The sequence below is a fragment of the Paraburkholderia tropica genome (assembly GCF_914484835.1).
GTDB lineage: Bacteria > Pseudomonadota > Gammaproteobacteria > Burkholderiales > Burkholderiaceae > Paraburkholderia > Paraburkholderia tropica_A.
The window spans coordinates 116,297-140,864 of sequence record NZ_CAJZAR010000044.1 but is presented as its reverse complement, the minus strand read 5'-3'; the positions used below and the strand labels follow the sequence as shown (position 1 = coordinate 140,864).

20 protein-coding genes and 1 pseudogene are annotated in these 24,568 nt (G+C 65.7%); 10 read left to right on the top strand and 11 right to left on the bottom strand.

Annotated elements, in window-relative coordinates:
• Positions 1–24: 24 nt before the first annotated feature.
• A complete protein-coding gene (locus tag LDO54_RS14090) occupies positions 25–1,257 on the bottom strand; it encodes an acyl-CoA dehydrogenase family protein (RefSeq protein WP_224011253.1) in 1,233 nt (410 codons plus the stop codon).
• A gap of 254 nt (positions 1,258–1,511) precedes the next feature.
• On the opposite strand from LDO54_RS14090, the gene LDO54_RS14085 reads away from it, so the two are divergent.
• On the top strand, positions 1,512–2,750 hold the full coding sequence (locus LDO54_RS14085; protein WP_224011251.1) for an acyl-CoA dehydrogenase family protein: 1,239 nt from the start codon (positions 1,512–1,514) through the stop codon (positions 2,748–2,750).
• Between the two features lie 136 nt (positions 2,751–2,886).
• Positions 2,887–3,804, top strand: coding sequence for a TauD/TfdA dioxygenase family protein (locus LDO54_RS14080; RefSeq protein WP_415774492.1), 918 nt, complete (start codon positions 2,887–2,889; stop codon positions 3,802–3,804).
• Between the two features lie 27 nt (positions 3,805–3,831).
• On the opposite strand, the gene LDO54_RS14075 is transcribed toward LDO54_RS14080, so the two are convergent.
• Complete coding sequence (locus tag LDO54_RS14075) at positions 3,832–4,644, bottom strand: AraC family transcriptional regulator (RefSeq protein WP_224011249.1); 813 nt, start codon at positions 4,642–4,644, stop codon at positions 3,832–3,834.
• Between the two features lie 155 nt (positions 4,645–4,799).
• On the opposite strand from LDO54_RS14075, the gene LDO54_RS14070 reads away from it, so the two are divergent.
• Positions 4,800–5,759 (top strand): quinone oxidoreductase family protein, encoded by a 960-nt coding sequence (locus LDO54_RS14070; RefSeq protein WP_224011247.1) that lies wholly within the window; start codon positions 4,800–4,802, stop codon positions 5,757–5,759.
• Between the two features lie 9 nt (positions 5,760–5,768).
• Here LDO54_RS14070 and LDO54_RS14065 read toward each other — a convergent pair whose 3' ends face one another.
• Together LDO54_RS14065 and LDO54_RS14060 are read right to left on the bottom strand one after the other, a co-directional pair.
• A complete protein-coding gene (locus LDO54_RS14065; RefSeq protein WP_224011245.1) occupies positions 5,769–6,788 on the bottom strand; it encodes a sulfate ABC transporter substrate-binding protein in 1,020 nt (339 codons plus the stop codon).
• Positions 6,789–6,971: 183 nt separating this feature from the next.
• Positions 6,972–7,811 carry a phosphate/phosphite/phosphonate ABC transporter substrate-binding protein gene (locus LDO54_RS14060; protein ID WP_224011243.1) on the bottom strand — a complete coding sequence of 280 codons (840 nt, stop codon included), beginning with the start codon at positions 7,809–7,811 and terminating at the stop codon, positions 6,972–6,974.
• A 137-nt stretch (positions 7,812–7,948) separates the two neighbouring features.
• Here LDO54_RS14060 and LDO54_RS14055 point away from each other — a divergent pair, with 137 nt between their 5' ends.
• The 4 genes from LDO54_RS14055 (at position 7,949) to LDO54_RS14040 (ending at position 10,803) form a co-directional block, all read left to right on the top strand.
• Positions 7,949–8,761 carry an ABC transporter substrate-binding protein gene (locus LDO54_RS14055; protein ID WP_224011242.1) on the top strand — a complete coding sequence of 271 codons (813 nt, stop codon included), beginning with the start codon at positions 7,949–7,951 and terminating at the stop codon, positions 8,759–8,761.
• Positions 8,761–9,537, top strand: a complete 777-nt coding sequence (locus LDO54_RS14050; RefSeq protein WP_224011240.1) for an amino acid ABC transporter permease — start codon at positions 8,761–8,763, stop codon at positions 9,535–9,537. The genes LDO54_RS14055 and LDO54_RS14050 overlap by 1 nt, the downstream gene beginning before the upstream one ends.
• Positions 9,537–10,253: an amino acid ABC transporter permease gene (locus tag LDO54_RS14045; protein ID WP_436975583.1), complete on the top strand. Its 717-nt coding sequence runs from the start codon at positions 9,537–9,539 to the stop codon at positions 10,251–10,253. Before LDO54_RS14050 ends, LDO54_RS14045 begins: the two co-directional genes overlap by 1 nt.
• 97 nt (positions 10,254–10,350) lie before the next feature.
• A complete protein-coding gene (locus tag LDO54_RS14040) occupies positions 10,351–10,803 on the top strand; it encodes a phosphate-starvation-inducible protein PsiE (protein WP_224011236.1) in 453 nt (150 codons plus the stop codon).
• Positions 10,804–10,932: 129 nt separating this feature from the next.
• Here LDO54_RS14040 and LDO54_RS14035 read toward each other — a convergent pair whose 3' ends face one another.
• The 4 genes from LDO54_RS14035 to LDO54_RS14020 are packed head-to-tail and all read right to left on the bottom strand — an operon-like array spanning position 10,933 to position 17,357.
• Positions 10,933–12,576 (bottom strand): gamma-glutamyltransferase family protein, encoded by a 1,644-nt coding sequence (locus tag LDO54_RS14035; RefSeq protein WP_224011234.1) that lies wholly within the window; start codon positions 12,574–12,576, stop codon positions 10,933–10,935.
• Positions 12,577–12,578: 2 nt separating this feature from the next.
• Positions 12,579–15,206, bottom strand: coding sequence for a branched-chain amino acid ABC transporter ATP-binding protein/permease (locus LDO54_RS14030; RefSeq protein WP_224011232.1), 2,628 nt, complete (start codon positions 15,204–15,206; stop codon positions 12,579–12,581).
• Entirely contained in the window at positions 15,203–16,081 is an 879-nt protein-coding gene (locus LDO54_RS14025; protein ID WP_224011231.1) for a branched-chain amino acid ABC transporter permease, read from the bottom strand. Before LDO54_RS14025 ends, LDO54_RS14030 begins: the two co-directional genes overlap by 4 nt.
• Before the next feature lie 25 nt (positions 16,082–16,106).
• A complete protein-coding gene (locus tag LDO54_RS14020) occupies positions 16,107–17,357 on the bottom strand; it encodes an ABC transporter substrate-binding protein (protein WP_224011230.1) in 1,251 nt (416 codons plus the stop codon).
• Between the two features lie 323 nt (positions 17,358–17,680).
• Between LDO54_RS14020 and LDO54_RS14015 the strand changes: the two genes are divergently transcribed.
• The 3 genes from LDO54_RS14015 (at position 17,681) to LDO54_RS14005 (ending at position 20,318) form a co-directional block, all read left to right on the top strand.
• Entirely contained in the window at positions 17,681–18,685 is a 1,005-nt protein-coding gene (locus LDO54_RS14015; RefSeq protein ID WP_224011343.1) for a polysaccharide deacetylase family protein, read from the top strand.
• A gap of 213 nt (positions 18,686–18,898) precedes the next feature.
• The gene (locus LDO54_RS14010) at positions 18,899–19,612 is read left to right on the top strand and encodes a GntR family transcriptional regulator (RefSeq protein WP_224011342.1); all 714 of its coding nucleotides are present in this window, start codon (positions 18,899–18,901) and stop codon (positions 19,610–19,612) included.
• A 70-nt stretch (positions 19,613–19,682) separates the two neighbouring features.
• On the top strand, positions 19,683–20,318 hold the full coding sequence (locus LDO54_RS14005; RefSeq protein ID WP_224011229.1) for a flavin reductase family protein: 636 nt from the start codon (positions 19,683–19,685) through the stop codon (positions 20,316–20,318).
• A 223-nt stretch (positions 20,319–20,541) separates the two neighbouring features.
• Here the strand turns inward: LDO54_RS14005 and LDO54_RS14000 are convergent, their stop codons facing one another.
• The 3 genes and pseudogenes from LDO54_RS14000 to LDO54_RS13990 form a co-directional block, all read right to left on the bottom strand.
• The gene (locus tag LDO54_RS14000; protein ID WP_224011228.1) at positions 20,542–23,382 is read right to left on the bottom strand and encodes an autotransporter outer membrane beta-barrel domain-containing protein; all 2,841 of its coding nucleotides are present in this window, start codon (positions 23,380–23,382) and stop codon (positions 20,542–20,544) included.
• A 678-nt stretch (positions 23,383–24,060) separates the two neighbouring features.
• Positions 24,061–24,303: pseudogene (locus LDO54_RS13995) on the bottom strand (D-cysteine desulfhydrase family protein); the annotation flags it as partial.
• Positions 24,188–24,511, bottom strand: coding sequence for an ATP-grasp domain-containing protein (locus LDO54_RS13990; RefSeq protein WP_253074400.1), 324 nt, complete (start codon positions 24,509–24,511; stop codon positions 24,188–24,190). The gene LDO54_RS13990 and the pseudogene LDO54_RS13995, both read right to left, overlap by 116 nt.
• Positions 24,512–24,568: the final 57 nt, after the last annotated feature.

Sequence of the window (24,568 nt, the reverse complement as noted above, 5' to 3'; positions counted from 1 at the left end):
GCCGCGCGCCGCTTTCCGGGCCGCCTATTTCACCGCCGCATTGAGCGCCGCGCGTCCCGCATTCGTGCGCAGCAGGCTGTTCGACGGCGCGTGAATGCGCGCGCACAGCACGTTGCGATGATGGCGCTCCAGCGGATTGCGCCGCGTGATGCCGTGATTGCCCGCGAGTTCGAGCGCGGTCTGCACGGACTCGATCGCGTTGTCGACCACGTTGTGCTTCACGAGCGCCGAGAGCGTGGCGGGCGCGTTGTCCGCGTCGATGGCGTCGGCGTGCGAGCGCAGCAGCCAGTCGCTGGTGGCGAGCCGCATTTCGATGCGGCCCACGCTTTCCTGTACCGTCGCGAGGCTCGCGAGCGGCGCGCCGCCGAGCGCGCCGGGCGTGCGCGTGTTGATGAAGCCGAGCAGCCAGTCACGCGCGGCGCGCGCCGCCGCGTCGTAAATCGTGGCGACGAGGCTGAAATACCACGCCGTCGCATGCGGATCGCGCTGCACGCCGAGGCTCGCGGGTTTCAGGCCCACGGCGTCGTCGAGCGGGATCGCCACGTCCTTGAACAGCACGTCGTGGCTCACGGTCGCGCGCATGCCGACCGGGTCCCAGTTTTCGTCGATCCGCACGCCGGGCGCGTCGCGCGGCACCAGAAAATGGCCGAGGCGCGGCTCGGTCTCGTCGGTGCGCGCGAGCACGCTGATCCAGCCGAGCAGCGGCGCGCCCGTCACATAGCGCTTGTGGCCCGTGATGCGCCAGTGCGCGCCGTCGCGCCGCGCGACCGTATCGGGCAGGCCGCCGTGCGAGGGCGAACCGAGCGCGGGCTCGACCTGCGCCGCGTTGATGAGCGCGCGGCCTTCGAGCGAGGCGCGCGTGAGCCGCTGCGCGAGCGCGGTCGGCCAGTCGCGCGCGCCGCCTCGTGCGGCCGTGCGCGCGTCGTGCACGATCATCGCGTGATGGCTGTAATGCATCGCGAGTATCAGCGCGACCGAAGGATCGCCGTAAGCAATTTCGCCGACGATGGCGCGCGTGACCGCGAGGCCCGCGCCGTATCCGCCGTCGGCGCGCGCGATGTTCGCGCGCAGCAGGCCCGCTTCGCGCAGCGCCTGGAATTGCTCCAGGGGCGCCGCGCCGCTGCGGTCGTAGTCGTCGGCGAGATTGGCGAACACGCGGCCTAGCAGCGCCGCGCGCTCGATCAGCGTGGCGTGGGCGGCGCGGCTGGCGTCGTCGTCGGTGGAATCGAGCGCGGCGGGCGGAGTGGGGGCGTTCATATGCTTAGCCATCCTTGATGATGCTGGGGCGAACGATTATCGGCAGCGGCGGCGCGCACGGTCAAAGAACGATTCGTGCGAACGGTGCGGCGCGCGTGCTGATTTGCTTTTCTGCTTTTGCCGCTGTCGCCGCAGCACGCAAATCGACGCACAAAGCAGCGATGCGCATAACAAAAGTCGAATTACGTGGTTAGGCGCGCGCGCCGCGCTTCTTATACTGATTCGTCCGATACCGCGTATCACAAGGATGGCCGATGTCCGCACTTCAATCGCTTTCGCCGGAGTTTTCCGAACCTCATGGCGCGCCCACGCTCGATGAAGCGCTGGCCGCGTTGCCTGAACTCGCCACCGCCATCGGCGCCGACGCCGCCGCACGCGAGGCGCGCCGCGAATTGCCGTTCGCGGGTTTCGAGCAGTTCCGGCGTTCGGCGCTCGGACGGCTGCGCCTGCCCGTCGAATGGGGCGGCCTTGGCGGCACGCTGATCGACGAATTCGACGTGATCGCCACGCTCGCGGCGGCGGACAGCCATCTCGCGCACGCTTTGCGTTTGCATTACGACCAGACGGAAGTGCTGCTGCTGTCGCGGCGCACGCCGTTCAACGACGTGCAGATTCGCCGCGTGATCGACGGCGCGATTTTCGGCGGCGCATCGACAGAAGCCACGACGTCGCGGCCCGGCGAAATCCAGACCGCGCTGCGCCGCGAAGGCGAGCATTACCGGCTCGACGGCCGCAAATATTATTCGACGGGCACGGCCTTCGCCGACTACGCGCGCCTGAACGTGCAGGACGACGAGGGGCGCGGCGTGATCGCCATCGTGCCCGTGAAGCGCGAGGGCTTCAGCGTGCTCGACGACTGGGACGGCATGGGCCAGCGTATGACCGCGAGCGGCAGCCTCGTATTCGACGACCTGCTCGTCTATGCCGACGAAGTGACCGGGCGCGATCTCACCACGCTGGTCGGGCGTCATACGGGCGCGCTGCGCCAGCTGCATCTGGTGGCGGTGGCGGCGGGCATCGTGCGCAATATCGTGAGCGATGCGCGCCGCTACGTGCTCGATCATGGCCGCCCGGCGCTGCACAGCCCCGCGCCCAGCGCGCGCGAGGACGCGTTCATTCAGCAGATCGTCGGCACCTTGTCGGCGCATAGTCATGCGATCGACGCGCTCGTGCGCGAGAACGCGCGCGTGCTGGAGCGCTCGTCGCAGGCGCTGCTTCGTGGCGATGCCGACGCCGAATCGCTCGTGCTCGAAGGCGCGCTCGCGACCGCGCGCACGCAGCTCGTGGTGAGCAAGCTCGCGCTCGAAGCGGGCGAGCGGATGTTCGAAGCGGGCGGCGCGTCGGCGACCTCGCGCGCGCATAATCTCGACCGCCACTGGCGCAATCTGCGCACGATCTTCAGCCACAATCCGCTGCTGCACAAAGCGCGCGTGGTCGGTGACTACGTGCTCAACGACGTCACCACGCATCTGACCGAAGGCCGCGTGTTTTAAGTCCGCACGCGTCTTCATGTATCTGCACGAGCGACGCCTTAATGACTCGAACGGATATGCGTATGGAAATTGCTTGGTTGTCGCGCGGCGCGTACGGACGTAGATTGTTCTTCTCGATTCCAGAAAGGCATTTCGCGTGACTACGACCGCCGCTTCGCTTTCCGCCCAACCGCCCATCGTGCGCACGGCGCACGCCGCGCCGCAACGCTTCGAGATTCGCGCCTTCGATGCACCGCTCGGCGCGGAAGTGGTCGGCCTCGATCTGGCCGCGCCGCTCGCCGACGACGATTTCGCGCGCATTCATCGCGCGCATCTCGATCATCATGTGCTGGTGTTTCGCGATCAGCGCATCACGCCCGAGCAGCATGTGAACTTCAGCCGCCGCTTCGGGCCGTTGCAGCAGCACGTGCTGCATCAGTTCGCGCTGCCGGGGCATCCCGATGTGCTGATCGTGTCGAATGTCGTCGAGAATGGCAAGCCGATCGGACTCGGCGACGCCGGCCATTTCTGGCATTCCGATCTCTCGTACAAGGAGAAGCCGAGCCTCGGCTCGCTGCTGCACGCGCAGGAATTGCCGTCCGAAGGCGGCGACACGCTGTTCGCGAACATGCATCTCGCGTGGGACAGTTTGCCCGCGCAGTTGCGCAAGGCCGTCGAAGGCTTGCGCGCCGAACATACCTATCTCGCGCGTTATGCGGAGTTGCAGGCGCGCAGCCCGTGGCGGCCGAATCTTTCGGCGGAACAGATCGCGCAGGTGAAACCGGTCGTGCATCCGGTCGTGCGCACGCACCCGGAAACGGGGCGCAAGGCGCTGTTCGTGAGCGAGCATTTCACCACGCGTATCGTCGATCTGCCCGACGACGAAAGCCGCGCGCTGCTCGACGAACTGTTCGCGCACAGCGTGCGTGCGGAGCATGTGTATCGCCATGTGTGGCGCGAACACGATCTCGTGTTCTGGGACAACCGCTCGCTCATGCATCTCGCGGCGGGCACGCCCGATCATCTGCGCCGCAAGCTGTATCGCACGACGATTGAAGGCGATGCGCCGTTTTAAGGGCGCTGTCGTGAGCAGACCCTAGCCTTACGTGCCTTCGCGCGTTTCCAGATAGCGCCCCGGCGTCACGCCCGTGGCGCGCTGGAACATCTCGATGAAGGCGCTCACGTTGCCGTAACCGAGTTCGAGCGCGGTGGCCGTCACGCTGCGGCCTTCCGCAATGCATTCGAGCGCGCGCAGCAGACGCGCCTGGCGACGCCATTGCGCGAAGGTCCAGCCGGTTTCCGCCAGGAAGCGGCGGCTCAGCGTGCGCGGCGCGAGCGCGCCCCAGGCGGCCCATTCTTCGAGGCTGCGTTCGTTGCCGGGTTCGGCGGCGAGCGCGTCGGCAATGCGCGCGAGCCGCGCATCCACGGGGCGCGGCAGGCCGAGCGGTTCGGCGGGCGCGGCGGCGATTTCATCGAGAATCATCTCGGCGATCCGCGTGCGCGCGGTGTCGAACGGCGCGTCGTCCCAGGTCGCGGCGCGGCGCACGGCTTCGCGCAGCAAGGGCGTGACGCGGATCGCGCGCGGTGCGTCGGGCAGCGCGGCGCACCGCGCTTGCGCCACGAACACGCTCCAGCCCGAAAACGGCCCGTGCGAACGCACCGAATGCAGATGATGCGGCGGAATCCAGATCGCATGCACGGCCGGCACGACCCATTGCGCCCCATCTATTCCCACGGAAACGAGCCCGCTCAGCGCGCCCATCAACTGGCCGCGCGCGTGGTGATGTGCCGCGCGCGTGCGCGCCGTGCGCTGCGTGAGTTCGCCCGCGGCGAGAAACGGGCCGTGCGTCGCCAGCACGCGGTCGGGCCGGACGATGGGCTGCTGGCTGGATGGCGGGTCGGCGGGTTGACGCACGCTGTGGTTCCTCTGGGTGGCCGGAATTCCGTATCGAATGGCTGTTATACCGGAGACGCGCCGGTTTTGCACGTCTAGACTGCCTGCATGGCCGATGACGCGTGCGACGTGTCTCGCGCCGAGCGTTCTTCTCCGGTCATTTGAAAGGAATCCTGATGAAAGCTGCCATCATTCACGGCATGGGCGAGACGCCTGTTTATGCCGATTTCGACGCGCCCGCCGCGCTGGCGGGCCATCGTCTCGTCGACGTGCGCGCCAGCGCGTTGAGCCGCGTTGCCTATGCGAAGGCTTCCGGCAAGCATTATTCGTCCACGCATCGCTTTCCGTTCGTGGCGGGACTCGACGGCGCGGGCCGTCTCGAAGACGGACAGCGCGTGTACTTCTGCCTGCCGCGCGCGCCCTACGGCGCGTTGGCGCAACAGTGTCTCGTAGCGGAATCGCTGTGCACGCCGATCCCCGACACGCTCGACGACGTGAGCGCCGCCGCGCTCGCGATTCCCGGCATGTCGTCGTGGGCCGCGCTGGTCGAGCGCGCGGGTTTCGTCGCGGGCGAGACCGTGCTCGTGAACGGCGCGACCGGCGTGTCCGGGCGGCTCGCGGTGCGTATCGCGAAGCATCTGGGCGCGGGCAAGATCATCGTGACGGGCCGCAATCGCGCCGTGCTCGACGCGCTGCGCGAAGCGGGCGCCGATGTCGCGATCGAATTGAATGCCGAAGCGGATGCACTCGCCGCGAAGTTCGCGCCGCATCTCGAAGCGGGCGTGGACGTGGTGCTCGATTATCTCTGGGGCGCGAGCGCGCAGGCGCTGCTGACGACCGCCGCGCGCGCGTTGCCGGATGACCGCGCGCTGCGCTTCGTGCAGATCGGTTCGGCGAGCGGCGGCGAAATTGCGCTGCCTGGCGCGGCGTTGCGCGCGGCGCCGATCACGCTGCTGGGAAGCGGCATCGGCAGTGTGGCGATGCCGCGTTTGCTCGAAAGCATGCGCGCCGTGTTCGGCGCGGCGCAAGCGGCGGGGCTGGCGGTCGAGACGCAGGCCGTGCCGCTCGCGCAGATTGCGCAACATTGGCGCGAGCCATCGAGCGGCCCGCGCACGGTCTTTACGATCGAGGCCTGAAAAACAGGCTTATTTACGATCCGCGAACAGCTGGTCGAAGGTGCCGCCATCGGCGAAATGCGTGGCCTGCGCCTTCTGCCAGCTACCGAACACCTGCTCGACCGTGAAGGTCTTGATCGGCTTGAACTCGTCGGCGTGCTTGGCGAGCACGGCCTTGTCGCGCGGACGCAGATGATGCTGCGCGATAATTTCCTGTGCGGCGGGCGAGTACAGATACTCCAGATACGCCGTCGCTTCCTTGCGCGTGCCGCGCTTGTCCACGACCTTGTCGACCACCGTCACGGGCGGTTCGGCCAGCAGGCTCACCGACGGATAGACCGCCTCGAAATCCTTCGCGCCCACGCCCGTATCGATCAGCGCCACTTCGTTTTCGAACGTCACGAGCACGTCGCCAATGCCGCGTTGCGTGAACGTGGTGGTCGCGCCGCGACCGCCCGCATCGAGCACCGGCACGTTCTTGAGCAGCGCGCGTTCGAAGTCGAGCGCCTGCGCGTCGCTCGCGCCTTGCAGCTTGCGATAGCCCCACGCGGCCAGATACGCATAGCGGCCATTGCCCGAGGTCTTCGGATTCGCGATCACGACCTGGACGCCGGGCTTCACGAGATCGTCCCAGTCCTTGATGTGCTTCGGATTGCCCTTGCGCACGAGAAACACCATCGTGGTGGTGTAGGGCGCGCTGGCGTCGGGCAGACGCGTGCGCCAGTCCTTCGGCACGATCTGGCCGCGTTCGGCGAGCAGGTCGATATCGTTGGGCTGGTTCATCGTCACGACGTCGGCCTGCAAGCCTTGCAGCACGGAAAGCGCCTGCGCGCTCGACGCGCCGTGCGACTGCTTGATCGTGATGGTCTCGCCGGTCTTCTGCTTGTAGTCGGCGATAAAGCTCGCGTTGATGTCTTTATAGAGTTCGCGCGTGACGTCGTACGAGACGTTGAGCAGCGACGTGTCCGCGTAAGCGAGCGTGGCGGCGAATGCCGAACTGGCGACGATGCCCGCGCCGATCCAGCGCGCGGCGCGTGTGAGTGATGCCATGCGAATCCCCGAATGATTGTGATGGGGCGCTGCGCCGTGTGCGAATTGTTCGCGAATCTGTCGAGAATGCTTCGCGTAGGCAAGGCGAGCGCCGGAAGGCCAGCGTTCCATTCTATCGGCAGCTTGCAATGGGCTTATATCGATCCGTGCTTTGCTTTGTGGGGAAAATGCTAAAGGGAGGGATTATGCGAGTTCCGCGTAACCGGCGGCGCGTGCTTCGCCGGCGAACTGCTCGATGATCGCGTAATCGGCGGGTGCGAGACGCGAAAAGCCCTGTAAACGCAGTGTTTTCGCGCGCAGCGGATCGAGCGTGCAGGCATGATCGAGCGCGTCGCGCAGCATGGCGGCGTGCGCGTCGGGCACGGTGCGCGAGGCGATGAGCGGCAAACCCGGCGCCGCCGCCGTCATGCCGATTTCGCGCACGGATTCGAGCATGTCGGGCAGCGCGTCGCGCACATAGGCGAGCGTCACGCAGTCGATGGCGGCCACATCCGCTTCGTTCGCCGCGAGCGCGCGCAACGCATTCAGATGCGAGCCGACGAATGAGACCGAGGCAAAGAAGCGCGCGCCGCGCGCGGATTGCGCCACGGTGGTCGCCACTGAATGACGTAAGGCGTTCATGCCGCTGTGCGAGTCGGCGCTATTGCAGGCCGCGCGCAAGCCGCCGCACGCGGCGAGCGTCGTCGCGCCATTCGCATAGGCTTGCGCGGACACGACGAGCACGCTGCGATAGAACGCGCCCTCGCAACCGGGCGCATTGAACCTCGGCGTCGCGAGCAGATGCACCTGCTTGTCGAGCCCGAGCAGGCGATACGGAAAGCCGCAGGTTTGCGACATCAGCAGGTCGGGGCTGCGCCAGAGCGCGAACAGATCGCCGAGCGCTTCGTCGAGCAGCGTCATACGCTCGCGCACGCCGGCACGGCGCGCGAATTCGCCGAGCGTATCGCGCAGCAGCGCACGCCATAGCGTGCCGTGCTGCGGCGTGACGTTGTACATCGGCAGGGCGGCGATCCAGTGCGTCATCGTGTCAATCCTGCGTCAATTCTGCAAATGCCACGAGCATATAACGATTCGCGAATCCGTTATTGGAACGCGGCGCGCGCGCTTTTTATACTCGCCTTTCATTCAGGATTCGCACCACACCACACGGGAAAAAAACAATGAAGAAGCAATGGCTCGCCGCTGGACTCGTCGCATTCACGGCGCTGACTTCCGGTCTCGCACACGCGGATCGTCTCGACGATATCAAGAAGGCCGGCGTGCTGCGCGTGGCCACCTTCGACAGTAATCCGCCGTTCGGTTTCGTCGATCCGGCCACGAATCATATCGTCGGGCTCGACGTGGATTATGCGCGCGCGATCGCCGACAAGCTGGGCGTGAAGCTCGAATTGCAGCCGACCAATCCCGCCAACCGCATTCCTTTCCTCGCGTCGCGCAAGGTCGATCTCGTGCTCGCGAATTTCACCATTACCGACGAGCGCGCGAAGCAGGTCGATTTCAGCATTCCGTATTTCTCGTCGGGTCAGCAGTTTCTCGCGAAGAAGGGCGTGCTGAAATCGCCGGATCAGATTTCGAGCCTGCGCATTGGCGTGGACAAAGGCACGACGAATGAAATCACGGTGCGCGATAAATATCCGCAAGCCACGCTCGTCGCTTATGACGACACGCCGTTTGCTTTCGCGGCGCTGCGCGCGGGCAATGTGCAGGCGATCACGCAGGATGGTCCGAAACTCGTCGGCCTGCTCGCCAACGTGCCGGATAAGCAGAATTACGAAATCCCGCCGTTCACGATTTCGAACGACTATATGGGCGTGGGCATTCCGAAGGGCGAGCCGCGTCTCACGTCGTTCGTGAACGACACGCTGCGTGGTCTCGAAGCGAACGGCACGGCGCTGACAATCTATAACCGCTGGTTCGGCCCGACGACGAAGACGCCGCTCGCGCGTACCTTCAAGATCGGCGACAAGGTCTGATGCAATCGCTCTTTGCGGCGCTCGTGCCGCCGCATTTGCCTGCTTTGCCTGATTTACCGCTCGCGCCGAAGTATCTGCTGTGGCTCTGGCAGGGCTTCGGCGTAACGGTGGGCGTGACGCTGTGCGCCGCGTTTGCGTCGACGGTCTGGGGCGTGCTGATCGCGCTCGCGCGGCAGTCGCGCCTTGCCGTGTTTCGGCGCGCGGGCAACGGCTATGTGACGGCGTTCCGCAATTCGCCCTTGCTCGTGCAATTGCTGTTCTGGTATTTCGGCGCGGCCACGCTGCTGCCCGATGCGTGGATGCAATGGCTCAATACGCCGCACGTGCTGAGCACGCCGCTCGGTGCGCTGCGCTGGCCGTCGTTCGAATTCGTGTCGGCGTGGCTGGGGCTCACGTGCTACACGGCGGCGTTTATCGCGGGCGAAGTGGAAGCGGGCATCGCGGGCGTGGCGCTCGCGCAGCGCCATGCGGCCGCCGCGCTCGGCTTGACGCCGTGGCAGTCGTTTCGCTATGTCGTGCTGCCGCAGGCGATTCGTATCGCGCTGCCGCCGCTGTTCGGGCAATACATGAATCTGGTGAAGAATTCCTCGCTGGCGATGGCGATCGGCCTCGCCGAACTGTCGTATGCGTCGCGCCAGGTGGAAACGGAAACGTTTCAGACCTTCGCGGCCTTCGGTATCGCGACGCTGCTGTATATCGGCGCGATCGCGCTGCTCGAAGCGGTGCTGCATTGGCGCCAATATGCGCGGACGGCCGCGCGCGGAGCACGCCGATGATGCCGTGGCATGTATTCGCGGCCAATGTGCCGTATCTGCTTGTGGGCGCGTTTCCCGACGGGCCGCTCGGCGGCGCGGCGCTCACGCTCGTGCTGGCGGTGTCGTCCGCGCTGGCGTCTGCGCTGTTGGGCCTCGCGCTCGGCATTGCGCTGGCGCTCGCGTCGGGTCCGCTGCGCGCGCTGCTGCTGCTCGTGATCGGCTTCTTTCGCGCGATCCCCGTGCTGATGCTGATTTTCTGGACGTATTTCCTGCTGCCCGTGGTGTTGCATATCGACGTGCCGGGTCTCGCGGCCGTGGTGTGCGCGCTTTCGCTGATCGGCGGCGCGTATCTCGCGCATTCGGTGCACGCGGGCATCGTGGCGGTGGGCGAGGCGCAATGGCAAGCCGGTTTGTCGCTCGGCTTTTCGCGTTTCGCGGCGCTGCGCTACGTGGTGCTGCCGCAGGCTTTGCGCATCATGGCGCCGTCGTTCGTGAATCAGTGGGTGTCGCTCGTGAAGGACACGTCGCTTGCGTATATTGTCGGCGTGGGCGAATTGTCGTTTGTCGCCACGCAGATAAATAATCGACTGATGATTTATCCGATTCCGATTTTTCTCTTTGTCGCCGCACTCTATCTCGTGATGTGCACCGCGCTCGATCGCGTGGCGATGTCCTTGCTCGTGCGCACACGGCGCATTAAGGCACGGACGTTCGAAACGGCGTCCGCCGCGCATTGATCGCCGTGGTTTAAAAAAAGCGTCGCCGCAATTTTTAAATTCCCGACATATCGCGCTACTATCCTTCAACCGTGTTTATTTTGGAGGATCGGTAAAAGTGAAGTACGAAAACGCCTTGCAGAGTGCGATCAAAGGGCGGCTCGAGCGCGCAATGGAGCTGGCCGAGCTGTTCGGCCTCTTCATTATCGGCATTGGCACCGTGGCGGCCATGGTGCATCTGATCTGGCGGATGATCAATTCCGATGGCGTCACGCTGACCGATCTGCTGCTGATGTTCCTGTATCTCGAGGTGTTCGCGATGGTCGGGCAATATCTGAAGGCGGGGCAATTGCCGGTGCGGTTCCCGCTTTATATTGCCATGGTGTCGATTGCGCGAGATCTGATTCTGCGCGCGGGCGCGAATACGGAAATCCATTTGCTGGCGTCGGCGGGCGCGATCGTGCTGATCGCGGTGGGGGTGTTGCTGATTCGCTTTGGTCAGGCGAAATACCCGAGCAGCACCGACGACAACAGCAAGAAGCACGAACCGAAGAAAGTCGAAGGCGCGTAAAGCGCGGATTGAATGTTGTAAAGCGGACGTGTTGTAAAGCGCCGGGCGGCCATCGCCCGGCGCGTCGGCAGGGCAATACATTTCCACCGCCAACTTCCCTACTAGAAATCGAATTACCGTATTGCGCCATTAGACGGCTAAAGCCAGTCCGTCGCTGCGCGGATCGTGCGCGCCGCATGCCACGGATGCCAGGCCGTCGGCATCGAGACGGATGACGCCCGCCTGTCCGGCGAGCGGACTCAGCGGTGGCAATTCGGCGATTTCGTGACCGCGCGCGGCCAGTATGTCGAACACCGCGCGTCCCGCGTGCGATTCCAGCTTGAGGTTGTCGCGGCTGTCCGAGAACGTGCGCCCGAGCAGGAAGCGCGGCTGCGCCAGCGCCGTAAGCGGATCCATCTCATAGTCGATCAGCCGCGTGAGCAGCGCGGCGAGCGTCTGCGGCTGGCCGTCCGCGCCCTGCGTGCCGTAGAGCAGGCGCGCGCGGCCATCGACGAGATACATGCCCGGATTGAGCGTATGGAACGGCCGCTTGCCCGGCGCGATCACATTCGGATGCGCGTCCTGCTGCGCTTCGCCGCCGGGCGCGCGAAACGCCGCGCCACGGTTGTGCCAGAGGATGCCGGTGTCGCCCGCCATCACGCCGCTGCCCCAGTCGTGGAAGATCGTCTGCAAGACGCTCACGGCGCGGCCCTGGGCGTCGGTGGCGGCGAGATAGACGGTGTCGCCTTCGCGGAATCGATGCGGCCAGGCCAACGCGCGCTCGGGTGCGATGCGCGCCGCGCAGGCGGCGAGATGAGCGTCGCCGAGCAGCGTGTCGACGGGCACGTCGTGCGTATCGGGATCGGCGAGATGGCGGTCGCGGTCGATGAAAGCCTGCTTCACCGCTTCAACGAGCCGATGATAATAATCGGCGCTGCCGTGCGCGCAATCGCGCAGGCCCAGCTTCGCGAGGATGCCCATGATCTGCAGCGTCGTCACGCCTTGGGTGGGCGGCGGCAGGGTCGCGAGCACGCCTTGGCCGTAACGCAGCGTGAGCGGCGGCGCGCTGCGCACGCGCGTGGCCGCGAGGTCGTCGGCGCTGAGCGGCGAGCCCGCTTCGCGCAGGCCGCGCGCAATGCGCTGCGCCAGTGCGCCTTCGTAGAAGTCACGTGGGCCGTTCGCCGCGAGCGTGCGCAGCGTGGCCGCGAGCGCGGGCTGGCGGAACGTCGAGCCGATGGCGGGAAGGGTGCCGCCCGGCAGGAAGGTTTCAGCGAAGCCGCGCCAGAGTTTGGCGTTGCCGTATTCGTCGGCGCGATACGCGGACCAGAAGTGCTGCGAGCGCGTCAGCGCGAAGCCGTCTTGCGCAAGCGCGATGGCGGGCGCGAGCAGCGCATCCCACGCGAGCGTGCCACCCCAGTGTTCGCGGCTCGTGCGATACGCGGCCTCCCACGCGGCGACGGTGGCGGCGCTCGTGAGCGCGGACGCGGGGCCGCGCACAGGAATCGCACCGTCGAAGACCGGCAATTCGCGCGCCGCCTGGCCGATGCCCGAAATCGTTTCGACGGGCTCGCCGGGCGCGGCGATCAGCCAGAAGCCGTCGCCGCCCAGACCGGTGAAATGCGGCATGGTCACGCACAGCGCCGCCGCCATCGCGATAGCGGCTTCGATCGCGTTGCCGCCGCGCGCGAGCACATCGCGGCCCGCTTCGCTGGCGAGCGTGTGCGGGCTCGTGACGAGGCCGGCGCGGCCACGCGCGTTGGCGTTCGCGCTTTGCTGCCGGGTGTTCGTCGTCATCGTCATGCGGTGACTTCGGCGTCGGCGTGGCCGCCCAGGTAGGCGGCGGACAGCTTCGGATCGGCGGCCAGTTCGGCAGCCGTGCCGCTCGCGCTCACGCGGCCTTCTTCGAGCACATAGCCGCGGTCGGCGATTGCCAGCGCCATCGCCGCCATCTGGTCGACGAGGAGCATCGACAGCGACTCGCCGCGCAGATCGTCGAGCGAGGCGAACAGGTCGGCGATCACCTTGGGCGCGAGGCCGAGCGACGGTTCGTCGAGCAGCAGCACGCGCGGCTTCGACATCAACGCGCGCGCGATCGCCAGCATCTGCTGTTCGCCGCCGGAAAGCAGTCCGGCGCGGCGATGCTGGCGCTCGCGCAGACGCGGATAGCGCGCGAACATCGACTCGATGCGCGCCTCCAGTTCGCCGCGCGGCAAGCGGCCCGAGGGAAACGCGCCGAGCTTGAGGTTGTCGAGCACCGAGAGTTCGGGGAAGACCTGGCGGCCTTCGGGCACGAGCACGACGCCGAGCGCCGCAATCTGCGCCGCGTCGAGGCGCGCGAGATCGCGGCCTTCGAAGGTCACGCCGCCGGCCACCGGGCGATGCAGGCCGGCGAGGGCGCGCATGAGCGTCGATTTGCCCGCGCCGTTCGCGCCGAGCAGCGCAACCAGTTCGCCTTCGCGCACCTGCACGCTCACGTCGTGCAGAACGGGCGCGGCGCCATAGCCCGCCGTCACGTTGCCCACGCCGAGCACTTCGCGCGCCGTGGCGTCGTCTTGCCGCGCGGCGCGCGCGGGGCGCAGCGCATGCAGCGCGGCGTCGTTCGATGCGCCCAGATAGGCTTCGCGCACGGCGGCGTCGGCGCGGATCGCGGCCGGTTCGCCTTGCGCGAGAAAGCGTCCCGCGTCGATCACGACGATGCGATCCGATACGCCCATCACGAGCGACATGTCGTGCTCGACGAGGCCGACGGTCACGCCCGAATCGGCGATGCGTCGCAGCAGTGCGCCGAGGCGCGCCTTGTCCTCGCTGGACAGTCCCGCTGCGGGTTCGTCGAGCAGCAGCACGGCGGGGCGCGTGGCGAGCGCGCGCGCGATTTCGACAAGACGCCGGTCGACGTGCGCGAGGTTGGCCGCGTCGATGTTCGCGTCGCCGTGATAGCCGCAGGCGCGCAGCAGCGCGAGCGCCTGGGCGCGCGGCGCCTCGCCCTGCATGCGTGCGGTGCCAAAGAGCGCGCCGAGACGGCCGCGCGTGAGCGCGAGCGTGACGTTGTCGAGCACCGACAGGCTGCCGAACAACTGCGAAGTCTGATACGTGCGCGCGACACCGGCGCGCGCGCTTTCGAACGCGCTGCCCGCCGCCAGTTGCGCCGCGCCCAGCTTGCGCGTGCCGGTTTGCGGGCGATAGAAGCCCGAGAGCATGTTGAGGACCGTCGATTTACCCGCGCCGTTCGGACCGATCAGACTGGTCACGCGCGCGGCGGGCAGTTCGAACGAAAGATCGCTGACGGCCTTCACGCCGTCGAACGTCATCGACAGTCCTTGCGCGGCGAGCGAGCGGCGCGCATCGGCGCCGAGCGGTTCAAGCGCGGCCTGAGCGGAAGCGTCCTGATCGTGCGCCGACTCGCCAGCCTGCGCACGCGGCTGCGAAACCAGCCGACGCATCAGCGCAGCCGCCACCCCGGCGACGCCATTGGGCGCGCTCCACAGCACCACGAGCAGCAGCACGCCAAAGCACAACAGACGCAGGTTTTCGAGCCCGGCCAGCAATTCGGGCAGCAGGCCGACCACGGCCGCGCCCACGAGCGGCCCGGCCAGCGACCCCGCGCCGCCGATCATGACGACGAGCACGAAGAGAATCGATTGCGAAAACGAGAACATGCCGGGTGTCACCATGCCTTGCAGCGGCGCGAACAGCCCGCCCGCGAAACCGGCCAGCGCCGCCGAGAACGCGAACGCCACGGCTTTCACCACGAGCGCGTTCACGCCGATCGAGGCCGACGCCGTTTCGCTGTCGCGCACGGCGCGCATGGCCGCGCCCCACGCGCCGCGCGCGACGAGCGCATACAGCGCGAGCACGACGGCGAGCAGCGCGAGCGCGATGAGGGCGACGGCGCGCTCGCCATCGGCGAAACCGCCGAGCGCCGGGCCGAACACGTTCATGATGCCGTTCTGCCCGCCGGTGAGATCGCCGCCTTCCACGGCGCTCTGCTCGATCACGAAGGCGAACGCGATCGTCACCATCGCGAGGCCCGGGCCGCGCACGCGCAGCGCGGTGAGCGCGAGCAGCGCACCGGCGATGGCGGCGACGCCCGCGCCGAGCGCCCACGCGCTCCAGAAGCTCCAGCCGAACTGCGTGGTGAGGATGGCGACGGCATACGCGCCGATCGCGAAGAACGCCGCGTGGCCGAACGACACCTGACCGGTGAGCCCGAGCAGCAGATTGAGGCCGACGCCGCAAATGGCGAGCAACACCACGCCTGCCAGCACGACGACGAAATAGCCGTTGACGTTGCAAGCCGCAAACGCGGCGGCGAGCAGCACGGCGGCGAGCGCCGCGCCTTGCCAGAGTCCGCGTGAACGCGCCTCGCCCGCACGCGGCGCAACTACTGCGAGGCGTGTGGCGAGAGAAAGTCGGGAATCGGTCATACCTTGCGCACCTCCGCGCGCCCGAAGAGGCCGTTGGGCCGGATCGCCAGCACGATAATCAGGAGCCCGAATGTGATGATCTGCGTGTAGCTGGAGCCGAGCGTGGCCGTGATCATCGCTTCGGCGGCGCCGAACAGCAGACCCGCGATCATCACGCCCCACGCGCTCGACAGCCCGCCCAGGATCGCCACGGCGAAGGCCTTGAGCCCGAACACGGTGCCCATGTCCGACTGCACGTTGAATAGCGGCGCGATCAGCACGCCGGCAATGCCCGCGAGCAGCGCGGAAACCGCGAACGCAGCCGCGATGGTGCGCTGGATCGGAATGCCCATCAGGCGCGCGGCGTCGCGGTTCTGCACCACGGCGAGCATCGCCACGCCCCAGCGCGAGCGGCGCAGCACGTAGTGCAGCACGGCGGCCAGCAGCAGGCCGACCGCCGGAATCACGAGCTGCAACGGATACACGCCGAGCCCCGCGCCGCCGATATGCAGCGACGACTGCGCGAGCGGCGAAGGCAGGCTGCGCGGCTCGGTGCCGAAGGTCAGCATGACGACGTTGTCGAGCACGATGCCGAGCGCCACGGTCGCCATGAGCCAGGCGTTCGAGCCGCGCCGCGCGAAAGGCCGCACCGCGAGGCGCTCGACGACGAGCCCGTAGAGCGCGCACGCGGCCAGCGCCAGCGCGATGGCGATCGGCATGGGCCAGCCGAGCGTCTGCGCGAAGGTGTAGGCGAGCACCGCGCCGAGCATCATCGAACTGCCCTGCGCGAAGTTGACCGTCGCGCTGACCGCGAACGTCAGATGAAAGCCGAGCGCCATGAGCCCGTACATGCTGCCGAGGCCAAGGCCCGCGACCAGCGCCGATATCCATTGCATGAGCGAATCTCCGGGGGCCTGTGCCTTACTTCGACGCCATCTGGCCGCCCGCGGCGCTCACCGGCACGATGCGATTGTCGATGAACTGCGCCCACACGTAGTCGCTGGCATTGAGCGCGTCGGGCTGCTGCGCGCTGAACGGATGCACGTAGGTCTTGATCAGCCCGTCGTAATGGTCGATTGCATAGTATCCCTTACGAATTGCATCGCCGTCGGTGGACCCGGCCTTGTCGATGGCAAGCGCGCTCAGATGCATCGCGTCGTAGGCATTGGCGACGCCCACGGCGGGCGTGATGTCGTCAGCGCTCTTGATGTCCGGGTACTTCGCCTTCAGTTCGGCGACCACGCGGGCGCTGACGGGCGAGGTGGCGCCGAAGAAGCTATACGTCTGCACGAAATGCACGTTCTTCGCGTTCGGTCCCGCGAGTTCCGTGAAGCGGCCGCCCGCCGGGCCCCAGTGCGAGACGATCGGCACCTTCCAGCCCATGCGGTCGAGCGACTTCACGACCTGCGCCGACGGTCCGACGTTGCCGACCATCAGCAAGGTATCGGCGCCCGCGGCCTTCAGGCGGCCGAGTTGCGGCGTGACGTCCACGTCGGTGGCCTCGATCTTTTCGATGCCGGCCGGCTTCATGCCCTTGGCGGCGAGCGCCGCGACGATGCCTTTCTCGTTCGACTGGCCCCACGGATTGTTGACGAGCACGAGGCCCAGCTTCTTCGCGCCGAACGCCTGCTGCGCGTGCGCGACCATCGCCACGTCCACCAGTTCGTCGACGGCGGACACGCGGAACGCGAAGTTCGGATTCGCGCCGTTGTGCGTGATCTGCGTGCCCGCGGCCCACGGGTCCATGAACGGCACTTTCTCGTGATTGGCGAGCGGCACGATCGCCATCGAAACCGGCGTATCGAGGCCGCCGAACAGCACCGCCACCTTGTCCTTGTAGATCAGCTCGCGCGCGGCCAGCACGCCCTTGGCGGGATTGCCTTCGTCGTCGCGGCGCACGAGTTCGAGCTTGCGCCCGCCGAGCACGCCGCCGCTTGCATTGATCTCGTCGATGGCGATGGTCATACCGCGCGTGAGCGCTTCGCCCGCGCGCGCCGACTGGCCCGAGAGCGCGGTGACGAGGCCGATCTTGATGGTGTCGGCGGCGTAAGCGACGCCGCACGACAGCGCCGCCGCCGTGAGCGCGAGGGCGACCGCACTGGTCTTGAACCACTGGCGGCGCGGCGAGGAAGCAGGGCGGACGGCCTTGAGGGCGGCGTGGCGTAGCGGCATGAGACGGTTCTCCAGTGAGTTTGACGGACGCGGGCGAGACCGCGGACGCGTCGCTTCACGCAAGAGCCATGCCATTTCGTTCGCGATTCGTGGAGATTGCTCGCGACATCAATAAGCGCAATGTGCGAACGATATGGAACGCCAATTGCATACGATTTGAATGGCAGATGGTTAACCATTTGCGGTGCGCCAAATCGGTTCGCGTTCGCACAACCGCGGTGCGGAATGCGTAACGACAGGCAGCACGTGATGGCCACAAAGCGGTGCACGCCGCCGCCGACTGCAATCGCACACTACGCAAGGACACAATGAGCACTACCTTTATGGACGCTGCGCCGATCGATGCGAGCGCCACCCAGCGCGACGACCCGCGCTTCGGCGCGCTGCGCACGCATGGACGCTTCGACTATCGGCCGATCGTCGCGCGCGATACATATTGCTGGCCCAATGGCGCGCGCCTCGCTGTCTATCTCGGCTTCAATCTGGAGCACTTCGCGTTCGGCGAAGGGCTGGGCGCGAATCTCGGTCCGCTTTCGCCGCAGCCGGACGTGCTCAACTACAGCTGGCGCGAATACGGCAATCGCGTGGGCGCGTGGCGCTGCCTCGATCTGTTCGACGATCTCGCGTTGCCGGCGGGCATCGTCATGAATACGGCGCTGCTCGATCATTGCCCGGAGTTGATCGAAGCCTGCGTGAAGCGCGGCGACGAACTGATCGCGCACGGGCACACCAATGCGCATCGGCAAAGCGACTTCGAGCGCGCACACGAACGCGATCTGATCGTGCATTGCCGTGAGCGGCTCGCGGCGCTCACGGGTGAAGCGCCCACGGGCTGGCTGTCGCCGTGGATCTCGGAGACGCTCGACACGCCCGATCTGCTCGCGCAGGCGGGCTATCGCTATACGCTCAACTGGTGTCACGACGACCGTCCCGTGCGCATGCGCACCGAACATGGGCCGCTGTGGTCGATTCCGTATCCGCAGGAAGTGAACGACATTCCGATGATCGTCGGGCGGCATCTCGACAGCGCCGCGTTCGCCGACATGATCGTCGATCAGTTCGACGAGATGCTCGCGCAGGCCACGCACCCCACGCGCGGGCAGCCGCTGGTGATGGGGATCGCGCTGCATCCGTATCTGGTGGGGCAGCCGTATCGCCTGCGCCATCTCCGACGCGCGCTCACCCACATCGCCCAAGCGGCGCGCGCGGGCACGATCTGGATGACGACGCCAGGCGCGCTCAGCGCGCACATGGACGCGCTGGAGGCCGGGGGCGAAGCCGCAATCGGCAGCCAATCCGGTAACGATAGAGCGGCGACGATCCGCTAAACTGGCTCACGATTCCCGTTACCCACGCCTGCGCCGCACGCCTTGCACATCATGTCCACTAGCCGACCGACCCGACCTGACCGATCGATTGCCGCGAAAAAAACCGCCGTCAAGAAACCTGCCGCGAAGCAAGCCGCCGCGAAGCAACCCGCCGCGAAGCAGTCCAGCGTGCGCGAAACGAGCCGCGAGGCGGTCGCGAACGAGCCTGACGCGATGCAGACCGAAACGGGCATCGAAATGCAGATGTACCGCTCCATCGTCGATGGCGTGCTCGCGCACCGGCTCACGCCGGGCACGAAACTGCCGGAGCCGGAGTTGTGCCAACTGTTCGACGTGGGCCGCGCGAGCGTGCGGCGCGTGCTCGAAAAGCTCGCGCACGACGGCATCGTCACGCTGCGGCCCAACAAGGGCGCGGTGATCGCGGAGCCCACGCCCGAAGAAACGCGCACGATTTTCGAGGCGCGCCGCGCGCTCGAACGCGCGCTGGTCGAACTGGCCGTTGCGCGCGTGACCGATGCCGACCTCGCGCAACTGCGCAAGCAACTCGACGACGAACACGCGGCCATGCACCGCTTCGATCAGCCTTCATGGGCGCGTCTGGCGAGCGATTTTCATCTGCGCGTGGCGGCGCTGGCGGGCAATGCGGTACTGCAACGCTATCTGGTCGAGCTGGTGTCGCGCTGCTCGCTGATCGTCGGGCTGTATGAGCCGCCGGGCTATGCGCCCTGCGAGCACGACGAACACGCGGCCATCGTCGAGTGCATTGCACGGCGTGATGCCGAAGGTGCGATTGCGCGCATGCAGGCACACCTCGTCGATCTCGAACAGCGCATCGAAACCACCCGCATGCGCGGCGAAAAGAGCCTTGCCTCGCTGCTCGGGCTGGCTGAACCGAAAGAACCGAAGGCGGCCAGCGTGCGCAGCTGATGCGCGCGGCGCGCGGCCGCGAACCGAACGAACGAACGCCAACGAACGCACATGAAGGTGCGGGAACGCTATGGAAATCGACTTCAACGAACTCACGGCCTACGAGCGCTACAAGCTGATGGCGGGCCTCATCGTGCCGCGTCCGATCGCACTCGTGACGACGCTGAGCCCCGGCGGCGTGATCAACGCTGCGCCGTTCTCGATGTTCAACATGCTCGGCGAGGAGCCGCCGATCGTGATGCTGTCCGTGAATCGTCACGACGACGATTCGCTCAAGGACACCGCCGCCAATATCCTGCGCGAGCGCGAGTTCGTGGTGCATCTGACCGACGAAGCGATCGCCGCAAAAATGCATGCCTGCGGGGAGCGTCTGCCTGCTTCGGAGAGCGAGCTTGCGCATGCGGGATTCACGTCGGTGCCATCGACGCGCGGCGGGCCTCCGCGTATCGCCGAAGCGCCGGTGGCGTTTGAATGCACGCTATGGGAGACGCTCGAAACACCGAGCCGCCATATCTTCATCGGACGCGTGGAGCGGCTGCATGCGCGCGACGATCTGATCGACCGTGAGCGCTGCCGCGTGCGTTTGCAGCATTACTTTCCGGTCGGGCGTTTTGGTGCGAGTTTTTATGTCGATACGCGCAATCGATTTTCTATGGAAGGGCAGGGTGGTGCGGGGGCTGCGAGTACGTCGGTGGATGAGATGTGAAGCGGTGCGGGTGGGATAGGTGTTTTGGCCGTAACTACGTGGCATTGCTAATCGAATGCTGTCGACTATCCGCCTCGGATAGCGAAGGAGCCGGCATCGGAGTAGTGCTGCAACGCCGTCGCCCTCTGCCATCCACGCGAACGTCTGCTGCCAGCGCTGAAGCCGTCGTCACGCTGGGCAACGACGGCTCAATTTCCGCACAAAGCGGCAATGACTGGTCGAATTACCAGCTAAACCGGTAGCCAGCCTGACCGAACACATTGCGGCGGTATTCACCACCCAGACTGTGTTCGTATTTCACGCTCGCATAGACTTCGGAATGCTTGCCGAAGCTGCCCGTGATCCCAAAGCCCACGTCATACCAGGTCTTCTGCATCGCGTTATCGAACGGCGTATCGCCGACCGTCGTTTGCCCCGGCGAGAAGAAGTCGTGCAGCACGTCGGCCGTGAAATACGGCGTGACGCTCGACGTCTTCGAATCGTTGCTCAGGTTCGCGCTGAACACACGGAAGCCGATCCGGCCGCGCAATCCATTCGTCGTGTTCGAGCTTACCTGTGCGATGCCGTCATCAAAACCATTCAGATGCAGGTATTGATAAAGCAGTTGCGCTTGCGGTTCGATCGCCACGCCGGTCGCGCCGATCGCGAACGGCTTGCCCACCTCGCCCGAGACACCCGCGCCCATGCCGTTCTGGCTCGCGCTGCCGCCGTAGATATCGCCGTAACGGTTGTGGTAGTGCGTCAACTGGCCCACGCCGTCGAAATAGGTGCCGTCGGGCAGATATTTCGTCCAGTAGCCGCCGATCGATTGCGCCTGCGTCTCGACGCTGCCGGTTGCATCGGACAGGCCCGCGATGCTGCGCGCGCTATCGGCGAAGTTCGCCGATGTCGAGCCGATTGTGATCGTCGCGCCCGTGTGCGTGCTGCCGCCGTTGGCGTCGCGCGACAGCGTCCAGTCCTTGCCGAACTGCGCGAAGAACGTGTGCTCGTCGGTGGAGAAGCGGTCGCCCGCGTCGGCTTCGAGATTCTGCCCGCCAATGCGGCCCCACACGCCGTTCACACTATTCGCGTGCGCCGGTTGCGCGGCATCGAGATTCGCCACATCGCCGACGCGTTCGTGCAGGCGTCCGAGAATATCGAAGCCGTAGTCCGCATCGAGCAGCGGCGTGACGGAATAGCCAACGGTTGCGGGACGATAGGCCACCACGCCGCCGCTGCCGACAGCGGACGAGTCCGAGGGCGACGTCGTTTGCGCGGCTTCGAGTTCCGAGCGCAGATACCAGCTGTTCGCATCGGCCGCACCGCCGCGATACAGCAGGTACTGATAGGCGCCCGCCTGAACCGGCGTCGCGAGATGGAAGCTGTTTGCGCTCGACGTACCGTTGACCTGAACCAGCTCGATGCCATCGCCAACGGTCAGCGCGCCCGTGCCGGACGCGTTCGGCTTGATCGCAGTGGTGCCGCTCGTGTTGCCGCCGACCACGAGCCGGTCGCTCTGCGAATCGGCGCCGCCCGCGTTGAGCACCGTGTTGAGCACGAGCAGGCCGTTCGTGGCCGAGTAGTTGCCCGCGACATCGAGCACGTTGCCGATGCTGCCCGACGCGGCCGCCAGATTGATGACGCCCGCGTTGTTCAGATCGCCGCCGATGGCGAGCGTGCCGGTGGTCGACGACGCAAATGCGGCCAGCGCGTTGGCAGCCGCGATCGTGCCGTTGTTGTCCACCGAACCGGACACGGTGCCGTAGCCGCCGAGCATCGCGCCCGCCGCGACCGTCGTGAGACCCGAGGCGATGGAGGCGTTGGTGTGCGCCGCGTCGCCGATCGCGAGCGCGCCGGAGAGCACGTTCGTGTCGCCCGTGTAAGTGTTCGCTGCGGTGAGAATCGTGGTGCCCGTGCCGACCTGATTCACGACGCCGGTGCCGCTCACCAGATTGTCGAAGGTGAACACGTCGCTGCGGTCGAAGGCGAGCGTGGCGTTATCGGTGATGTCGCCGATGACGCTGCCGCTCGTGCCGCCATTGCCGATCTGCAACGTGCCTTGCTGGATCGACCAGGGCGTGGAGGTGGTGCCCGTGCCGATCAACGCCCACGTGCTCGTGCCGGTTTTCTGGAAGGCGGTGAAGTTCTGGTATTGCGCCGTTGAACCGATCGACGAAACGTCGAACACGTCGTTCGCCGCGCCGCCAAGTTTCAGCGTGTTCGTCGCCAGAGCACTGGCGACGACTTCGCCAACAATGTTCGATCCCGCCTGGAGTTCGAGCGTTAATGGCGAAGCCGCTGCGCCCGTCATTCGGATCGCGATGTCCTGACCGGTCCCTGCCTCGATTGTGCCGCTGTTGACCAGGCTCAGCCCAGTCGAGGCTGCAATGGCGATTGCGCTGTTGCCTCCGACGATCGTCCCCGTGTTCGTGATGGACGAGGTCTTCCCTGCAACCCGAACGCTGATAGCAACAGCACCGACCGCGGTCCCCGACAGGTCATTCCCGCCCTTGATCGTGCCGTTATTGATGATCGTTCCGCCGTTGACGCCATAGGTGATGCCTGTTCCGGCCGATCCTGTTCCATCGACGTCATCGCCCCCGGCGATCGTTCCATTGTTGGTCAGTATCGTGCCACGGCCAATGGTGACGCCCACCCCGGACGTACCTGTTGCAGAGGCACTTCCGCCTTTGAGCGTGCCGTTGTTGACGAAGGTGACGGCAGTCAGCAATGCGCCCGCGCCGCCGACTTGACCCGCTCCGGCCGCGCCGCCCGTCATCGTCCCGTTGTTCACAGCGGTCGTGGTCGTGGCCACCCCTGTCAGCTGTATCGGTGTCGCCGATGTGGTCGTGGTTGCCGGCGTGCCGACAAATGTGCCGTCAAATGTCAGCGGCGTCCCCGACCAGACGACGTTGCTGCTGCTTGTCAACGTGTAACCGTTCGTATCGAGCGTGATCGCCTTCGTTGCCTGCGGCAGAGTTCCACCGGCCACTGAAAAACTGCTGGTCAGCAGGATCGTCGAACTGGCGTCGCTCGACGCATTGGCATCACTGATGGCCTGAGACAATTCGGTCGAGTTGGACACCAGGTAGGTTGCGGCGTGACCCGATTCGGGCAGTGTTCCCGCAACGGCGAGCGTGAGGCACGAAAGAGAAAAAAGGTCACGTCGCTTGCTGCGCGCTGATTCCTTCTTCGAAAAGCCGCTTTTACTGCGTCCCCCTGCTGAAGCGCTGAAACCACCACCCATGCCTTGCACTTTCAATTCCGACCTCCGTTCTGATTATTTAATCAACCGCCGCAATTCTTATCGGCGCGAAAGATATCAGAACGATTGGTAAGAATTTGGTGGTGAAAATGGCCATGCAGCGGCAGAGCAACAGTCGATGCGCAATGAATCCCAAAGGAAAAGGAGTGACGGATTTCCTTCGAAATCCTTTAACTACAAGGGGATAGGGGATACTTCGGCTTGGCTCGTGGTTCGCCTATGGAACAAAATGTGGCGCGCCTGATTCAACGCAGGCGACGCAGCCAATGTGGGTTAAGTTGAAAATAAATAGCTTTTAGCGTCTTTTAGAACTTCGATAACAATTGATATGCGAAGTATTTATTTCGTATGAGTAATGCTGTGTGGTCTTTTCCGATTCCGTTGTGGACGCATCGAAATAATGTGAACGATTGTCAAGTTGATGCATGTGTAGACAAGCATCACCGTTTATGCGCAGGCATTTCAATATCGCGAAAGCTGCCGCCCGGCGAAATGATTTCAGGCAGCCTGAAATTCTTTCCGGTAGGCGAATAAGCCAGGCAATCCGCCGGTCATGACAAAGAGAATATTTTCACCTGATGCATAACGACCTGACGTGACACCTTCAATCAGCCCCGTGAACGCTTTACCGCTGTAGACGGGATCGAGCAGCAGTCCCTCTTGCGAGGCCAGCAACCGGACGGCGCTGCGCATGGAGTCCGTGGGTGATCCGTAGGCTTGCCCGAGTTGCGAGGCGTCGACGCGCGGCACCGATCGTAAGCTCTCGGCCCTCGATGAACTGCTCCACCATCACCTGGGTATCGAACCGGCGAGCGAGCTTCACCGCTTCGTCAAGTGCATCGGGAGCGTGGACCAGCGACAGTCCGACCGTCGAGCCTTGCCGATTCGGCTTAACGATGAGCGGATAGCCGACGCGCCGGACTAGGTCATCGGCGTCGCCCGGCAGCATCGACCAGCGTGGCGTACGGATGCCGCCCGCGGAGAACAGGCGCTTCGCAACGTTCTT

Bases quoted from the DNA above. Each gene is read 5' to 3' on its own strand.
- LDO54_RS14090 (WP_224011253.1), bottom strand. From the start codon at position 1,257: ATGAACGCCCCCACTCCGCCCGCCGCGCTCGATTCCACCGACGACGAC.
- LDO54_RS14085 (WP_224011251.1), top strand. From the start codon at position 1,512: ATGTCCGCACTTCAATCGCTTTCGCCGGAGTTTTCCGAACCTCATGGC.
- LDO54_RS14070 (WP_224011247.1), top strand. From the start codon at position 4,800: ATGAAAGCTGCCATCATTCACGGCATGGGCGAGACGCCTGTTTATGCC.
- LDO54_RS14065 (WP_224011245.1), bottom strand. From the start codon at position 6,788: ATGGCATCACTCACACGCGCCGCGCGCTGGATCGGCGCGGGCATCGTC.
- LDO54_RS14060 (WP_224011243.1), bottom strand. From the start codon at position 7,811: ATGACGCACTGGATCGCCGCCCTGCCGATGTACAACGTCACGCCGCAG.
- LDO54_RS14055 (WP_224011242.1), top strand. From the start codon at position 7,949: ATGAAGAAGCAATGGCTCGCCGCTGGACTCGTCGCATTCACGGCGCTG.
- LDO54_RS14050 (WP_224011240.1), top strand. From the start codon at position 8,761: ATGCAATCGCTCTTTGCGGCGCTCGTGCCGCCGCATTTGCCTGCTTTG.
- LDO54_RS14045 (WP_436975583.1), top strand. From the start codon at position 9,537: ATGCCGTGGCATGTATTCGCGGCCAATGTGCCGTATCTGCTTGTGGGC.
- LDO54_RS14035 (WP_224011234.1), bottom strand. From the start codon at position 12,576: ATGACGACGAACACCCGGCAGCAAAGCGCGAACGCCAACGCGCGTGGC.
- LDO54_RS14030 (WP_224011232.1), bottom strand. From the start codon at position 15,206: ATGACCGATTCCCGACTTTCTCTCGCCACACGCCTCGCAGTAGTTGCG.
- LDO54_RS14025 (WP_224011231.1), bottom strand. From the start codon at position 16,081: ATGCAATGGATATCGGCGCTGGTCGCGGGCCTTGGCCTCGGCAGCATG.
- LDO54_RS14020 (WP_224011230.1), bottom strand. From the start codon at position 17,357: ATGCCGCTACGCCACGCCGCCCTCAAGGCCGTCCGCCCTGCTTCCTCG.
- LDO54_RS14015 (WP_224011343.1), top strand. From the start codon at position 17,681: ATGGACGCTGCGCCGATCGATGCGAGCGCCACCCAGCGCGACGACCCG.
- LDO54_RS14010 (WP_224011342.1), top strand. From the start codon at position 18,899: ATGCAGACCGAAACGGGCATCGAAATGCAGATGTACCGCTCCATCGTC.
- LDO54_RS14005 (WP_224011229.1), top strand. From the start codon at position 19,683: ATGGAAATCGACTTCAACGAACTCACGGCCTACGAGCGCTACAAGCTG.
- LDO54_RS13990 (WP_253074400.1), bottom strand. From the start codon at position 24,511: ATGCTGCCGGGCGACGCCGATGACCTAGTCCGGCGCGTCGGCTATCCG.